Consider the following 16630-nt stretch of genomic DNA (forward strand, 5'->3'; position numbering starts at 1 on the left):
CCCGATGGCAAACGCCTGAAGTGTCAGCCCGACGAGGTCGGATTTGGGTTTTCGCCCCGCTCACGCCGGATTTTGACACTGGGCATGGTGTCTGCGACCGAGCAGACGCAATCGGGTTGGTGTTGCAGGATCATCTGGTGAATTCGGTTCTTGTGTAGCGGTTTGGTCAGGTAGTGGTCCAAGCCGGCTGACAGAATACCCTGATCATCCCCCGCCATGGCATGGGCCGTCAGGGCAACGATAGGAACGTGACGACCGGTTGCAACCTCAAGCCCGCGAATTTCCGCTGTTGCTTGTTTGCCGTCCATCTTCGGCATTGAAATATCCATGAAGATCAGATCTGGCTCGAACGCCTGATAGATCTCAACCGCTTCAATCCCATTGGAGGCAAAGCGAAGATCGATATTCAGATCCTTGACCATCTTCTTCAGGATCAATTGGTTGGTGCGGTTGTCCTCGGCGGCAAGAACCCTCATGCGTCGGGGGTGCGCAGATTCAGAATCTCTCTTTTTAGAGACTGTTTTACCCATATCCAAAGGGCCTCTTTCCAACGATGAGCCGTCGAGGGCCATCAACCTGCCATACAACTCGGATCGAGGGATGGGTTTCTGCAAGACACCGTCGATCAGGTCACGGGCAGGATGCGCGTGAATCAAACCGGGGCTTGCAGACATCACGACCACCGGAATGTCACCCCACCCGCGATCCCTGAGCGCGACCGCAAGATCCAGGCCATCCATATCCGGCAGATCGTGGTCACAAAGAACCAAATCAATCTGATCATTCATCTGTGACAGCGCCTCGGTCCCCGACGTGCAAACCGTCACCTCAGCCCCCAGTCGCCCAAGCTGTTTGGCAAGAATGGCCCGGTTCACGGCAAGATCTTCGACCAGTAGGACATGTTTCAAACAATCCGCCAGGTTCGGAGGCTCGGGTTGCGGGCCTTCTACCGTGGGCAGTGTCACGCGAAAACCGAAACAGGATCCCTGTTCCGGTTCGCTTTCAACCCAGACCGAGCCGCCCATCAAGGTGATCAGCCGCTTGGTGATGGCAAGGCCAAGCCCGGTGCCTTCAAACTGGCGGTTGCGCTCGTCTTCGACCTGATTGAACTCGCCAAATATGTGATCGATTTTCTCGGCGTCGATGCCAATTCCGGTGTCTTCAATCGCGATATGGATGTCGCAGATCTGCACATCCGGGTTGGGCACCCCTGTCACCCGGACCAGCACGTAGCCTTCGGAGGTGAACTTGACGGCGTTGCCGACCAGATTGGTCAGAACCTGCCGTATCCGACCAGGATCGCCCACAAAAAGGGTTGGCAAGAACAAGTCGTAATCCACCAGCAATGTCAGCCCCTTATCGCGCACGCTGGGCTGTAGCAGCATCGCAACTTCAAGAATGCAACGTTCAAGATCGAACTGTTCGGGGTGCAGAGTCAGCTTGTCCGCCTCAATCTTGGAATAGTCCAGAACGTCGTTGATGATGACCAGCAACGCCTCACCCGAATTGCGGATCGTGTTGACGTATAGCCGCTGCTCTTCGTCCAACGGTGTCTCGTCCAGCAATTCGGACATGCCAACGATGCCGTTCATCGGGGTGCGGATTTCATGGCTCATATTGGCCAGAAAGGCCGACTTGGCCCGGTTTGCTGCTTCGGCCCTCTCGCGCGCCGCCTTAAGCTCGATTTCGTGCCGGACCGACGCCGTGATGTTGAGAGCAAGGCTCACCATATCGCCACCGCTGCCGCGCTGGTCGATCAGGCGGATATAGTGACCGTTCCAAAGCTGCATGACGATTGGTGGCGGGTTGGCGCGGCTCCAGCGGGCCAGCATTCTGTCCTGCCAGTCTTCCGCAGATTCATCCCCGATATCGACAATACCTTCTGACGTCAGCAAATGCAGAATACGCGGGTATGATATCCCCGGCGCGACCTCGTCCAGGCCTTCAAAAACGCTCAGATACGCGGTGTTTGCGCCGATCAGCCGGTTGTCACCGTCAAAAAAGGCAAATCCGTCCTGAATTGTCTGAATCGAGTGCCACAAACGGCGTTCGGCAACCTCGATCTTGGCGTTGGCCACGCAGAGATCGGATTTGACCTTTTCGTTTTCATCCCGAACGGTTTCAACCTCAGCCTGCGTTTCGCCAATTCGTTTGGTCAACGCCATGGCATGTTGACCCAGTTTGCGATTGGCTGCCGAAAGCTCGGCCTGTTTCAGGGCCAGCATCCGTTCAGCTGCCAAACGCGCGCGCCGTTCCTGTGCCAATTTATGTGCAAGACTCATTTGATTGATTCCAGAACGCTCTGCTCCCAGCATCCCGATGGAAGATGAAAAACTGTTTAAGCCGTTGCACAACAGGCGTACACCATGCAACGCTGTGCCCAAAGAGGAGGGCACCATGCGCCGCTTTGTTTTTATTTCAATAACTTACGTCTTTTCACTTTTGGTCCTGCCCGGCGCCACCCAGGCGCAAGATGCAGTGCCTGATTTCCGCTACATCACGACACGGGACGCAGATTTTTATGGCTCGGATCTGGACGCCCTTTTCGATACCGATCTGAAGTCCTGCATTCAGGCTTGTTCCGCCAATACACTTTGCACCGCGTTCACCTACAACACCCGATCCAATGCCTGTTTTCCAAAAAGCGGTGTAAACCGGCAAGAGACCTATCAGGGGGCTGTGTCTGCTCAGAAGGTGCTTACTCCAGATCAGATCCAAACATTGGCAAAAACGCGCGCAAATGCGTTGAATGTACTTGGTACTGCTGACCTGAAGCAGGCCGCAGATCAGGCACGCGATCTGGGCTTTTTGCATATGGCACAGGGTAACGACCTGCAGGCTGTTCTGGACGCGGCGCGCAGCGCGAGCAGCCCGCGGCAGGTGATGAATTGGACTGGTGTGGCCGTATCGCTCAGCGATGCGCCTGATCTGTGGGTGGAATACGCGCGCCTGTTGTTGCAGACAAACTCTTCGGACTGGAGTGAAAGGCGCAACCTGCGCAACCGTGCGCTGAATGCCGCAACCAATGGCTATCTGCGCGCGGACGCTCCCGGCACGCAGATTGCCGCCCTGATGACATTGGCCCGCGCCCTGGAGGAGGTCGAGCGTGGGCGCGATATGATCCCGGTGCTGCGGCTGGCCGAGCAAATCCAACCGCGCGAGGATGTACTGGCCGCACTGAATGATGCCATCGGGAAATACGGGTTTCGCGTGGTCGACAGTTCTGTCGAAAGCGACGCCGCCGCGCCGCGGATCTGCGTCGAGTTTTCGGAACCGTTGGTCAAGGCGGGGGTCGACTATGATCCGTTTGTCCAGCGCAACGATGACGGGTTGGTGGTACAGGCTGAGGGCAGGCAGCTGTGCGTTGGCGGTGTCGCCCATGGTCAGCGCTATCGCCTGACGCTACGCGAAGGCTTGCCCTCCGCCTCGGGCGAGGCGCTGAACCGCAATGTTGAGCTTACCCATTACGTGCGCGACCGGGCGCCTTTGGTCCGGTTTCCCGGGCGCAGCTACGTTCTGCCGAAATCCGCTGATGCTGCGTTGCCCGTTGAAACGGTCAACGTCACCGAGCTGAACCTGATCCTGCGGAGGGTCAGCGACCGGAACCTGTTGCGCGCGGTTCAGCAGGATTTCTTCGGTCGTCCGCTCAGTGAATGGCAGGAAGCAGAATTTTCCGATGAAATTGCCGAGGATATCTGGACCGGTACCGCCGAAGTGGCCAACGAACTGAACCAGACCATGGCGGCGCGCCTGCCCATGGCCGAGGCGATCGCGGATCAGCCCGCTGGCATTTATGCGCTGACCGCCCGTGTTCCGGGGGCTGATCCCTATGACGACCCGGGCGCGACGCAATGGTTTGTTCTGTCCGATCTTGGGATCAGCAGCGTGCTTGGCACCGATGGATTGCACGTCACGGTGCGCGGGTTGAGCGACGCGGCACCCCGTGAAGGTGTCGAGGTTTCACTGGTCACAAGCGCAAATGCGGTCATCGCCCAAGCGCGAACGGATGAATCAGGTTATGTCCGGTTCGATCCCGGCCTGACACGGGGCAAGGGTGCCAGTGCGCCCGCGCTGGTGATGGCATCGACCGGGGACAGCGACTTCAGCTTTCTATCCCTGACCGATCCTGCCTTTGACCTGTCAGATCGTGGTGTTGAAGGGCGTGCACCTGCGGGGCCGGTTGATGTTTTTCTAGCCACGGATCGCGGCGCTTATCGAGCCGGAGAGGTGATCCACCTCACCGCCTTGTCGCGCGATGGTGAGGCGCAGGCTATCGAGGGCCTGCCCCTGATTGCGATCCTGTATCGCCCTGACGGCGTGGAATACCGCCGAACCGTCTCGGATGGCGGCGTCGCCGGGGGACATATCTTTGCCCTGCCTGTTGCGGAGGATGCACCACGCGGCGCTTGGCGGATCGAGATCAGGTCTGATCCCAAAGGCGATGCGCTGGCGCGACAAACAGTGCTGGTAGAAGACTTCCTGCCGGAACGTATAGATTTTGAGCTAAACCTGCCGGACGCGCCCCTGCGTCCCGGCGACAGCCCTCCGCTTTCGATCGACGCGCGCTATTTGTTTGGTGCGCCGGGGTCCGACCTGAGCATCGACGGTCAGGTTATCGCACGCCCGGCGGACACAGTGCCGGGCTACGACGGGTATCGCTTTGGCCGCTATGACGCCGAGACATCGATCAAAAGCACCTATTTTGGTGACATGCGCACAGATGCAAACGGCAAAGCATCTATTGCCGTTGAAATCCCTGTGTTAGAGACGGAAGGGAAACCAATTGAAGCCGAGGTTATTGCGCGACTGGCTGACGGCTCAGGCCGCCCTGTTGAACGTCGCCTGAGCGTTCCTGTCCTGCCGCCGCAACCTGTGATCGGTGTCAAACCCCTGTTCGAGGACGTACTCCCCGAAGGTACCGAGGCAGCGTTTCAGATCATTGGCCTTGCACCCGACCTGAGCCCCAGCCCGATGCGCCTGCGCTGGACGCTGAACAAGATCGAAACGCGGTATCAATGGTATCAGCTTTACGGAAACTGGAATTGGGAACCGACAACCAGACGCACTCGCGTTGCCACCGGAGAGATTGACGTCGCTACTGATCCTTTGGCGTTGTCCCAGCCCGTGGACTGGGGCCGTTATGAACTGGTGGTCCAACGTATTGATGGCACCTTTACGGAAACCGCTGTCGATTTCCACGCAGGCTGGTATCAGGCCGCAGATGCTTCGACCACGCCTGACCGGCTTGAGATGTCGCTGGATCGCGACAGCTATCGCGCCGGGGAAACCGCACAGCTGCGCATCGTTCCGCGCATGGCAGGTATCGCCCAGATCGAGGTGCTTTCGAACCGCCTGATCCATCGCCAGATGGTTGCCGTAAAGGAGGGCGAGACAGTTATCCCGATAGAGGTGACAGAAGATTGGGGTGCAGGTGCCTATGTCACGGCCACAGTGATCCGACCGATGGATGTTGCGGCCGGTCAGAACCCGGCACGCGCCATGGGCGTCTCCTATGCTGCCATTGATCCCGCGGATCGCACGCTGTCAGTTGCCATTGAGGTGCCCGAGGTAACCTCGCCCCGTCAAACACAGAAGGCCCTTGTTAGGGTCGAAAATTTTATAAGCGATGATCCAGTGTGGCTGACCCTTGCCGCAGTGGATGTGGGCATCCTCAACCTGACGGGGTTCGAAAGCCCAAACCCGCAAGAGTACTATTTCGGGCAACGTCGGCTGGGTGTGGACCTGCGTGATGTTTACGGCCGGCTGATCGACGGCATGAACGGAGCGATGGGTACGGTTCGCTCTGGCGGCGACAATGACAACGGGATGCGCCGCCAATCCCCGCCACCGACGCAAGATCTGATGGCGGTGTTCAGTGGCCCGGTTCAGGTCGGTGCGGATGGAAAGGTTGAGGTCGACATCCCCCTGCCAGCCTTCAATGGTACAGTCCGCCTGATGGCCATCGCGTGGTCACAAAAAGCCGTCGGTCAGGCCGAGGCTGACATGCTCGTCCGCGATCCGGTGGTGGTTACCGCCAGCCTGCCGCGGTTTCTGGCCCCCGGCGATCAAAGCCGGATGCGGCTTGAGATTGTCCATGCGGATGGCGCATCCGGAGACATGGCGCTTGGCCTGACCACCACCGGTGGACTGGAACTGGGCCCGGTACCGGCACGCTTTCAGCTGGAGGATGGTGGCAAAGCGGTGTTCGACATCCCTGTAACGGCCCATGTTATTGGCGATCCAGAGATCAGCGTTTCCATCACCACACCAGACGGGCGCGATCTGTCGCAAACCCTACGGATGCCGGTGCGGGCCAACGATCCCGTAATTGCCCGGACGCGGCGCTTTGCGCTGGGTGCGGGGGACAGCTTTCTGTTTTCGCAGGATGTTTTTGATGGGTTTCAACCTGGCTCGGCCAAGGCCATTCTGTCAGCCGGAGCGTTGGCCAAATTTGACACGCCAGGCCTGCTGGATCAGCTGAACCATTACCCCTATGGCTGCACCGAACAGATCACCAGCAAGGCACTGCCGCTGCTTTACCTGTCATCCGTCGCGCAGGCCTCGGGGCTGGGGAATGGCCCGGAGGTGGATCAGCGCATCACGGATTCGATCCAAAGCATTCTGACTCGTCAGGCTGCAAACGGTGCCTTTGGCCTGTGGCGCGCAGGCAGCGGTGATTTCTGGCTGGACGCCTATGTGACCGATTTCCTGTCGCGCGCTCGTGCGCAGGGGAACCCGGTGCCGAATCGGGCTTTTGCGCAGGCCATGGATAACCTGCGCAATCGGGTCAACTATGCGCCGGACTTCGACGAAGGTGGTCAGGATATTGCCTATGCCCTGATGGTTCTGGCGCGGGAAGGCGCGGCGGCGATGGGCGATCTGCGCTATTATGCGGATGTCAAAGGGGATGCTTTCGACACGCCGTTGGCCGCCGCACAACTGGGCGCTGCGCTGGCGTCGTACGGGGACCAGACCCGCGCAGACGCGATGTTCGCCCGTGCGGCGCGGATGCTGCAACAGGAGCCGAACGATCAGGAAAACCACTGGCGCGCGGATTACGGCACCCGCCTGCGGGATGCGGCGGGCCTGCTGACCCTGGCCGTAGATGCAGGCAGCGAGGCGATTGACCGCAACGCATTGATCCAACGGGTAAGCACGGGCCGAACGCCCCTGTCCACACAAGAGGCCGCGTGGTCCCTGTTGGCGGCGCACGCGCTGGTGTCAGACCCTTCCGGGTCCGGCTTGACGGTCAACGGCGTGTCAGTTTCCGGCCCCTTTGTTCAGGTTCTGCAATCCGGGCAGGCGGAAGAGGTCAACATCACTGCGACCGACGGTCACGCAACCGATATCACCCTGACGGTGACCGGAATCCCCGAGGATCCGCCAGGGGCTGGTGGCACCGGCTATGCAATCGAACGGCAGTATTATTCGATGGACGGCGATCTGATTGACGCAGGCCGCTTTGCCGTGGGGGACCGGTTCGTCACGGTTCTGACGGTCACGCCGTTTGAAAACGGTGGGGCGCGTCTGATGGTAGACGATCCTCTTGCCGCCGGGATCGAGATCGACAACCCGAACCTGCTGCGATCGGGCGATGTACGGTCGCTGGACTGGTTGGATCTGTCTGATGCCACGCATACCGAGTTCCGATTGGACAGGTTCCTGGCTGCGGTTGACCTGTCTGGACGCCAGACCGTGACGCTGGCTTATGTCGCCCGTGCCGTCACACCGGGCGTGTTCCACCATCCGGCGGCCTCGGTCGAAGATATGTATCGCCCCCAGAACCGCGCACGAACGGCGACGGGACGGGTCGAGGTGCAGTGACCGGCCATCGTTCATATCCTTGTTTGGGCGGCGCTCATGCCTAGGGTGCCGCGCCTGTTATTTGCGTTGGCCGGCGCTCTCTATCTGGCGGCATTGGCGCGGGATGGCGTTGACCGCTGGGTCGACGCCACAGTGCTGCCGCCTGTTCTGACTGAAACTTCGGTCGAGATACGGGATCGTAACGGTGACCTTCTGCGCGTGTTCCCGATTGCAGATGGCATCTGGAGGCTGCAACCCGGTGCGGTCGATCCCAATTTCACCGCTATGCTGATCCGGTACGAAGATAAACGTTTCTGGACCCACGCGGGCGTGGACCCTGTCGCGTTGCTGCGCGCAGCCGGGCAAAGCCTTTGGAGCGGGCGCGCTGTTTCAGGCGGGTCAACCCTGACCATGCAGGTCGCGCGGCTGATCGAAGATGGATCGACCGGGCGTTGGAGTGGCAAATTTCGCCAGATTAGGGTCGCATTGGCGCTGGAACGGCAGCGGAGCAAGACACAGATCCTGAACCTCTACCTGACCCATGCCCCCTATGGCGGCAATCTGGAAGGTATCCGTGCCGGTGCCCGCGCCTGGTTCGGCAAAGAAGCAACCCGTTTGACCGCCGCACAGGCGGCCCTGCTGGTCGCTTTGCCGCAATCCCCGGAGGCGCGGCGCCCGGATCGCAGACCCGAGGCAGCCCAAATTGCCCGTGATCGGATTTTGCGCAGGTTGGAGCGCTACGGCGTATTGACCAAGGCTGAAATGCACGCTGCCCTGACGGAAACCATTCCTGATCGAATGATCCCGTTTCCGCGCCTTGCACCCCATCTGACCGACCGCGTGAAAGGCCAAACCCGTGCAACCGGTGTATTTGATCTGACCCTGGATGCAGGGGTGCAAGCCCGGTTGGAAACTGTGGTCGCTCGGGCCGCCGCGCGCATCGGGCCGCGCGTGTCCGGTGCGCTGATCGTGGCAGATCATCGCGACGGTAAGATTTTGGCCTCGGTCGGGTCAGCCGGGTATCAGGATGCACGACAAGGGTTCGTGGATATGACCCAAGCCGTGCGGTCGCCCGGATCGACGCTGAAACCTCTGGTTTACGGGCTGGCATTCGATCAGGGGCTGGCCCATCCGGAAACCCTGATCAGCGACAGCCCGGTGATGTTCGGGCGTTACGCCCCGCGAAACTTCGATGGCGTTTTCCGAGGCGATGTAAGGGTTCGGGACGCGCTGCAATTGTCGCTGAATATCCCTGTCGTGCGCCTGACGCACGAGCTGGGCCCTGCGCGCGTGATGGCAGCACTGCGGACAGCAGGATCAGAACCGCGCCTGAGCAGTGGTACACCCGGATTGGCAATATCCTTGGGTGGCGTCGGGCTGAGCCTGCATGATCTTGTACAGATCTACGTGACGCTGGCCGCTGGTGGGCAAGGCCCGATTCTGCGCCATGACGCCTTGGCTGATGCACGGCTCACCTCTCGTGTTTTGTCCGAAACCTCAGCATGGCAGATTGCGGATATTCTATCCGGGATCACACCACCCACGGGCAGCACTTCAGGGGCGCTGGCCTTCAAAACGGGAACCTCTTATGGGCACCGCGATGCCTGGGCCATTGGCTTTGACGGGCAGCATGTCATCGGGGTCTGGCTGGGACGCGCGGATGGCACACCTGTTCCCGGCGCATTCGGAGGGGACGTTGCCGCGCCGCTTCTGACCGAGGCTTTCGGCCTGTTGAAACCCGAACTCACGCCCCTGCGCCCACCGCCGCCATCAACACTGTTGGTTGGCGCGGCGCAATTGCCACAACCGTTGCAACGTTTCCGGCCCCGCGCGGCGGCTTTCGAAACGGACCAAACCGCACCTGATCTGTTGTTTCCGCCAGAAAACGCTGTGTTAGAGACTTTCGGGAGCCCTCTGACGGTGAAACTACGCGGTGGTGTCGGGCCGTTTTCCGTTCTGACCAACGGCGTGCCTGTCTTGACCGGGCAACGGCAGCGAGAATTCGAAATTCCCAATCCCGGACCCGGATTTACCTCACTTGTGGTGGTGGATGCACAGGGTCAATCCGACCGGGCCTCGTTCCGGATCGACCAGAGCGCGCCCGGTTCCCGTTAAAGAACAGCAATGGGCCAGCGTTAACGCCGCCCTTCCCGCAGCCAACCGCCCAGCAGAAAGCCTCCAGCCAGCAGCAAGACAAGCCAGGGCGGCAGCAACCCGGCCTGCGTGACATCCCGCGTCTCATACGCGTTGCGTGGGGTCAGACCGATCCAACCCCGACCGGCGGCGGGGCGTCCGGCGCGTACGTTGCGGATCGACGGCAGCCCATCTTCCAACCAGATCACACCGCCCCGCAACCTGGCCAGCACCGGTTCAAGGACATCACCAGTCGCGATGGTGCGCTCGAACTCCTTCGGTGCAGCAGGGCCAAGGCCGATCACAGCCATGTGGTCGCCTTCCTGCAAACGATAAAGGCCGATCTCGGGGCCGTAATACTGCGCTTCAAACCGACCCGGAGAAACCTCTTTCAAAGTAATCTCCAACGTCTCGCCATTCGGCAAGGTGACTGTTACCGGGCCGACTTCTGTCCCGAGCGTCTGACGAATGATGCGCATGGACTGACCGTTGGCCTCGGCCCACAACGCCTCTTCTTCCAGTTCCGGTTCTTTCATCATCCAATGGGCCAGCCTGCGCAACAGCTCCAGCTGCGGACCCCCTCCTTCGAAGCCACGACTCCAAAGCCAGGCATGGTCAGACGCAAGCATCGCAACGCGCCCTTCGCCGACACGGTTCAGGACAAGCAGCGGACGATCCTCGACCCCGGTCATCAGCACGTCGCCCGAGCGATGTTTCACGTCGATCTGTCGCAACCACGCCCCCCAATCCTCGGATTCTCCAAGGTTGGTCGTGACCGGGTGACGATGCCCCAGATCACTGACCATCGGCACATATCGTTCCTCGATCACCCGCGCGGTTGGCTGAGCTGGCAGAACTGGCGCCAGGGGCGAGCGGAAGATGCTGTCGGCACCGGCGAAATCAGGTCCGGCGGCAACCAGGACCGCGCCGCCTTCGTTGATGTAGCTTGTGACATTGTCCAGATAGATCGCAGGCAGAATCCCGCGCCGCTTGTAGCGGTCAAAGATGATCAGGTCGAAATCGTTGATCTTTTCCAGAAACAACTCACGCGTCGGAAAGGCGATCAGCGACAGCTCGTCAACGGGCACACCGTCCTGTTTCTCGGGCGGGCGCAGGATGGTGAAATGCACCAGATCAACAGAACTATCAGATTTCAACAGGTTACGCCACGTGCGACCGCCCGGATGCGGTTCACCCGAGACCAGCAGCACACGCAGGCGGTCCCTTACGCCATTCATCTGGATCAGGGCCGTGTTGTTGCGGTCGGTCAACTCGCCCTCAGCCTGAGGGACGGAAAACTGGATCACGTTGCGCCCGCCATGGGGCAATGTGACGGGCAGTTCGACATCGCGACCGATTGGAATGCTGAACTGCTCGGGCTCGCCCCCATCCACCGAAATTTCCAGCGGCGCAGATGTTGCACCTGCGGGGGCAGCTCCGCTGTCTTCGACGCGCAGGGTCAAGGTCACCGATTCACCAATGATGGCGAAAGCAGGGGCGTTTCGGACAATAAGCCTGCGATCCCAGTCGCTTTCCCGCCCGGTTTGCAGCAGGTGCATCGGCGCGGGCAGATCCGGGGCCTGATCGGCATCATGCACGATCCCATCTGACACCACGAGGATACCTGCGATACGCGCGCGCGGCTCTTCCGCCAAGGCTTCGTTCAGGGCTGCCATGATCTGCGTGCCCTCATCACCTTCACCATCGCCAACCCGGATACGGCGCAGTTCTGTATTGTCGCGTGCCTCGATCTCTGCGGCTAGGTCATCTGCGGCCATTGCTGTTTGTTCCGCCCGATCTGAAAGCGTCTGGCTGGCGCTTTCATCCTCGAACATCAGAACGATATCTGTCAGCGGTGCACGATCTTCGATCTGATAGACCGGGCCGGACAGCGCAGCGATGATCACCAGCGCCGCCAACCCACGCAAGGCCCATCCCGACAATCCGCGCCACAAGGCCATCACGACCCCGGCCACGGCAATCATACCCACGACAAGCAGCATCGCCCACGGGATCAGCGGATCGAAGATGACGGTTCCTGTCATTGTCCCAACCTGTCCAGAAGGGCGGGCACGTGAACCTGATCGGATTTGTAGTTCCCCGTCAGCACATGCATCACCAGATTGACACCAAAACGATTGGCCAACTCGCGTTGCCGTTCCCCGGCATAACCGCGCCCGACGGGCAACAGGGCCTGCCCGTTGCGATCCACCGCCCAGGCACCGGCCCAGTCATTGCCGCCGATGACCACCGGCGTCACATTGTCGTTCAGATTGCGGAAAGGCATCCCGTCGATCTGTTCTGCATCCAGCGGCGCGGCTTCAACCCAAACCTCGGTGCCTGAATATCGGCCCGGAAAATCCTGTAACAGGTAGAACGTGCGTGTCAGAACATGATCACGCGGAATCGGCTCTAATGCAGGGATATTCAGCGGTCCGGCCAGTTGTTGCAGTTTGCGGCCATTTGGGCTGGAGGCACCGAAACTGGCGATATCCGCATCACGTGTGTCAAACAGGATCATCCCTCCGGACCGCAGATAGGCGTTCAGCTTGACATAGGCCTCGGCTGAAGGTTGCGACTGGTTCGCTGAGATCGGCCAATAAAGCAACGGAAAGAACGCCAGCTCATCCCGTTCCAGATCAACACCGATGGGGTCTGCGGGTTCAACCGATGTGCGATAGAGCAGGGTTTGGCCAAGCCCGCGCAACCCGGCTTGCGCAATATCATCTACCTGCGCATCGCCAGTCAGGACATGCGCCAATACCAGTTCGTGGGTCGCAGCCAATGCAAACTCGGTGTCCTCAGGCGTTTGCGCGTGACCTTCGGGTACCAACAGGACACCGGTCAACGCCAAGGCCGTTGTTCGGGCCAAACCCAACCTGCCCGACAAAGCAAGCGATGCAATAACATCGACTGTCAGCAAAATCAGTGCAAGGCTGAGCAACAGACCGCCGAGCGGCATTTCCGTGCTGACCTCCTGCCCTTTGATCGGCACATTTGCGGGCCAGACAACAGGACGCAGCTGAGTTTCTTCCGAGACGACGTTCAACGCCAGCTTCTGCTTGCCACTTTCATAAAGACCCGGGCGCAGTTCCGGCCCGATCTGGCCCGATATCAGCTCAACCCCGTCGACACCGGCCAGGGTTCCGGCATCTGACAATGTGCCAAACCCGTCCATGATCTGTACCGGCTCCCATGTTGTTCCCAGTAACTGAGCCTCTTGCCGTGACTTTGCGGCCGAGGCCACGGCCAGCCGATCCAGCATTTCAACGAACAGGCCCGACAGTGGCAGGCTGGACCATTCTGCATCGGCGGTCACATGGAACAACACCACCTGCCCCAATCCCAGCGCCTTACGTGTCACCAAAGGCGTGCCGTCAGACAGCGAGGCAATCACACGATCCGCCAAGTTAGGGTCTGGTTGCGCCATGACCTGAGTGGAAACGACCACGTCATCAGGGATGTCCAATCCATAGAAAGGCGAGGTTTCGGGGAATGGTGCCAGGGTCTTGGCCTCACCCCAGCTCATCGCGCCGCCGACAGATCGCCCACCGCTGCGCAGCCGCGCAGGCAGCAGGGTGTCTTCGGTGTCACGCCCAAGATCGCTGGCCGCCATACGCGGGCCGGCAAAGCGCAGCAGCAAACCGCCCTGTTCGACCCATTCAATCAGGTCCGCCTTTTCAGGTTCCGACATCTGGGCCACATCTGACAGAACAATGACATCCGGATTGGCGGGCAGAACCTCAGTCAGACCGCCATCGACGAAATCCGCCGTGGGGCTCAGGACCTGAGTCAGATAATGCAGGGGTGACAGCAGCTCCAGACCTTCGCGGTTCAAACTCCCGGCAATCAGCGCGACCTCACGGCGACGCAGGCTGTCATCGGTCAAGGTCACGGTCCCGGCGGACCTTTGGCCCTGGATTTCGAACCGCGTGATCCGGGCGCGGAGTTCGGATGGCAGCGCCAGATCGACCTGCGCCGATGAATCCCCGGCTTCAAGGGTCAGTTCCACAGAATGCAGCACTCGGGCGGTTCCCGCCGGGTCGCGCCCTTGTGCCAATACTGTCACACGTTCCTCGGGGCCGGGGCCTGCGCGCTGCACTGTCACTTTGATCAGCCCATCCTGATAAGCCGCTGGCAGGATCGCCATGGGCCGGGACGCCGCCTGATACACCACGACATCGCCACGAGCCTGCAAGCTGGAGACCAGCGCCGCATGATCTACATAATCCAGCCGGTCGCTGAACCAATGAGTATCAAACCCGCCATCAATTGATTTTAATGCCGCAATGGTCTGTGCGATCTGAGGTTCTGTCGGCTGCCATGGGTTGGGCATCAATCCCGGCAAATGTCCCCGCCAAGCCTCGCCCGCCTGAAAAACGGGTGTTTCCGGTTCGGTCAGGCGCAGGATAGCCACCGTGCGCCCTGCGCGGCCAGCCTCGGTCAGTTGCGCATCGATCTGATCCAGCGTGGCCGACCATCGGGTCGCGCCAGCCCAACTGGCGTCCAGCACCATCAGCAGCGGCCCGGACCCGATCTCATCCCGCGACGGGTTCAGAACCGGACCGGCCAGACCTATGATCACCGCCGCAGCTGCCAGCATCCGCAGCAGCAACAGCCACCACGGCGTGCGGTCCGAAACGCTTTCGTCATCCTTCAGGCCCAAGAGCAACGTCACCGCCGGGAACATCCGACGGATCGGCGCGGGCGGCACCGCGCGCAGGATCAGCCACAGGATCGGCAGGGTCAGAAGACCCAGCAGCACCCATGGAGCGGTAAAGCCGATGCCCGCCAGAACCGTCATCGCGTTCCCCCGTCCAGCGCACGATATATCCACAACAGAGCCGCTTGCGCGCTATCTCCCGTGTGATGCAGGCCCATTTGCCAGCCAGTCGCCCGGCAAAGCTGCGTCAGCGCATCCTTACGGTGGGCGAGGCGTTGCAGATAGCGGTCCCGCAGCTCTGCCGCCTTGAGCGTTTCGTGCCGGACGGACCCCCCGACGCTTTCGAAAATCGTACGCCCACGATAAGGAAATGTCTCTTCGCCCGGGTCCAGCACCTGAAGGATCACGCCGCGAACACCACGGTCTGCGGCTTTGGTCAGGGCCAGTTCAACTTCGTCCATTCGACCAAGAAAATCCGAAATGAACACGGCACGGGCATGCGGGATCATGGCGCGATGTTCAGGCGGGGCGTAATCCGTTTGATCATCCTCGGACCAGGCTTGCGCCAGCCGGATGATCTGCGCATTGCCACGCCGGGGTGGCAAGGTCGTGCCTGTCAGGCCAACACGCTCTCCACCGCGGACCAGCAGGATGGACGTTGCCAGTCCCAAAAGCCGGGCGCGATCTGCCTTGGTCGGCAACGATTTGTCGGACGCAAACCGCATCGACGCCCCCTGATCGACCCAAAGCATTACCGATTGCGCGATCTGCCATTCGCGTTCCCGCACATATTGCTGATCTCCACGCGCCGAGCGGCGGTGGTCGATCATCCGGCGACTGTCGCCGATCTGCGCGGGGCGGTATTGCCAGAAATCATCCCCCATGCCAGAGCGTCGCCGTCCATGGTCACCCAGCAGAACGGTACCCGCCAGATGCTCGGCCCGCGCCAAAAGGGGCGGCAGCCGCGATGCCTCGGCCTCGGATCTTTCGCGAAGGGTCAGCGCGGCATTCACGCTGCCGCCTCGGTCCGAATCAACCCGACAGCAGTCGAGTCGATCAGGTCGGCCAAACTGTCGCCGCGTGCCCGTGCCGCAAAGTTGAGAGCCATCCGGTGGCTAAGCACCGGGCGCGCCATGTCCAGCACATCCTCGGCATTGGGTGCCAGACGCCCCTGCAACATCGCACGTGCCCGAACCGTCATCATCAGCGCCTGCGCAGCGCGTGGCCCAGGACCCCACGCGACGGTTTCAGCAACCCGTTCGGATACACCCGCTTCTTCTGGGCGGAAGGCCCGCACCAGATCAAGGATCAGCTCGACAACCGATTCCCCGACCGGCATCCGACGCAGCAGGACCTGTGCAGCCAGCAACTCTTCCTTGCTGAAAATCTGATGTGCTTCGTCTTCCTCAACGCCGGTCGTGGCCAGCAGAATATCCCGCTCGGTCTGGCGGTCGGGGTATTCTACATCGATCTGCACCAGAAACCGGTCCAGCTGCGCTTCGGGCAGGGGATAGGTGCCTTCCTGTTCGATCGGGTTTTGCGTGGCCAGAACATGGAATGGCACACCAAGGGAACGGTCCTCACCGGCCACTGTCACCGTACGCTCCTGCATCGCCTGCAGCAGCGCAGATTGCGTTCGCGGGCTTGCGCGGTTGATTTCATCCGCCATCAGCAGCTGACAGAAGATCGGGCCTGGAATGAAACGGAAATGGCGGCTGCCATCATCGGCCGTATCCAACACCTCAGATCCAAGAATATCGGCGGGCATCAGGTCGGGCGTAAACTGAATGCGATTGCCATGCAGGCCCATCACGGTCGACAACGTCTCGACCAACCGTGTCTTGCCCAAGCCCGGCAGACCGATCAGAAGGGCGTGACCACCGCACAAAAGCGCAGCCAGGGTCAGGTCCACGACCCTTTCCTGCCCGATGAAGCGGCGGGTGATCGAGGCCTTGGCCTCTTGCAGCTTGTTTTCCAGCGCTTCGATCTCGGCTACGAGGTCGGCAGGTTCGTTCATGACTTTCCCTTCCG

7 protein-coding genes are annotated in these 16630 nt (G+C 60.6%); 2 read left to right on the forward strand and 5 right to left on the reverse strand.

Going from position 1 to position 16630, the window contains the following annotated elements:
* Nucleotides 1-23 precede the first annotated feature (23 nt).
* A complete protein-coding gene (locus ACR0ES_RS13980) occupies nucleotides 24-2282 on the reverse strand; it encodes a response regulator (protein ID WP_480772992.1) in 2259 nt (752 codons plus the stop codon).
* A 115-nt stretch (nucleotides 2283-2397) separates the two neighbouring features.
* Between ACR0ES_RS13980 and ACR0ES_RS13985 the strand changes: the two genes are divergently transcribed.
* Both ACR0ES_RS13985 and pbpC read left to right on the forward strand, forming a co-directional pair.
* Entirely contained in the window at nucleotides 2398-7824 is a 5427-nt protein-coding gene (locus ACR0ES_RS13985) for an alpha-2-macroglobulin family protein (RefSeq protein WP_480871057.1), read from the forward strand.
* Between the two features lie 36 nt (nucleotides 7825-7860).
* The gene (gene pbpC, locus ACR0ES_RS13990; protein ID WP_480871059.1) at nucleotides 7861-9918 is read left to right on the forward strand and encodes a penicillin-binding protein 1C; all 2058 of its coding nucleotides are present in this window, start codon (nucleotides 7861-7863) and stop codon (nucleotides 9916-9918) included.
* Between the two features lie 20 nt (nucleotides 9919-9938).
* Here the strand turns inward: pbpC and ACR0ES_RS13995 are convergent, their stop codons facing one another.
* The 4 genes from ACR0ES_RS13995 to ACR0ES_RS14010 are packed head-to-tail and all read right to left on the reverse strand — an operon-like array spanning nucleotide 9939 to nucleotide 16616.
* The gene (locus ACR0ES_RS13995) at nucleotides 9939-11981 is read right to left on the reverse strand and encodes a hypothetical protein (RefSeq protein WP_480871061.1); all 2043 of its coding nucleotides are present in this window, start codon (nucleotides 11979-11981) and stop codon (nucleotides 9939-9941) included.
* Complete coding sequence (locus ACR0ES_RS14000; protein ID WP_480871063.1) at nucleotides 11978-14740, reverse strand: DUF4159 domain-containing protein; 2763 nt, start codon at nucleotides 14738-14740, stop codon at nucleotides 11978-11980. The genes ACR0ES_RS13995 and ACR0ES_RS14000 overlap by 4 nt, the downstream gene beginning before the upstream one ends.
* Nucleotides 14737-15612, reverse strand: a complete 876-nt coding sequence (locus ACR0ES_RS14005; RefSeq protein WP_480871065.1) for a DUF58 domain-containing protein — start codon at nucleotides 15610-15612, stop codon at nucleotides 14737-14739. The genes ACR0ES_RS14000 and ACR0ES_RS14005 overlap by 4 nt, the downstream gene beginning before the upstream one ends.
* The gene (locus tag ACR0ES_RS14010) at nucleotides 15609-16616 is read right to left on the reverse strand and encodes an AAA family ATPase (RefSeq protein ID WP_480871067.1); all 1008 of its coding nucleotides are present in this window, start codon (nucleotides 16614-16616) and stop codon (nucleotides 15609-15611) included. Before ACR0ES_RS14010 ends, ACR0ES_RS14005 begins: the two co-directional genes overlap by 4 nt.
* Nucleotides 16617-16630 lie beyond the last annotated feature (14 nt).

This window comes from Ruegeria sp. N7 (assembly GCF_056531345.1).

Excerpts from the sequence above, each read along its gene's own strand:
- ACR0ES_RS13995 (WP_480871061.1), bottom strand. The coding sequence starts at position 11,981 with ATGACAGGAACCGTCATCTTCGATCCGCTGATCCCGTGGGCGATGCTG.
- ACR0ES_RS14010 (WP_480871067.1), bottom strand. The coding sequence starts at position 16,616 with ATGAACGAACCTGCCGACCTCGTAGCCGAGATCGAAGCGCTGGAAAAC.
- pbpC (WP_480871059.1), top strand. The coding sequence starts at position 7,861 with ATGCCTAGGGTGCCGCGCCTGTTATTTGCGTTGGCCGGCGCTCTCTAT.
- ACR0ES_RS14000 (WP_480871063.1), bottom strand. The coding sequence starts at position 14,740 with ATGACGGTTCTGGCGGGCATCGGCTTTACCGCTCCATGGGTGCTGCTG.
- ACR0ES_RS13985 (WP_480871057.1), top strand. The coding sequence starts at position 2,398 with ATGCGCCGCTTTGTTTTTATTTCAATAACTTACGTCTTTTCACTTTTG.
- ACR0ES_RS13980 (WP_480772992.1), bottom strand. The coding sequence starts at position 2,282 with ATGAGTCTTGCACATAAATTGGCACAGGAACGGCGCGCGCGTTTGGCA.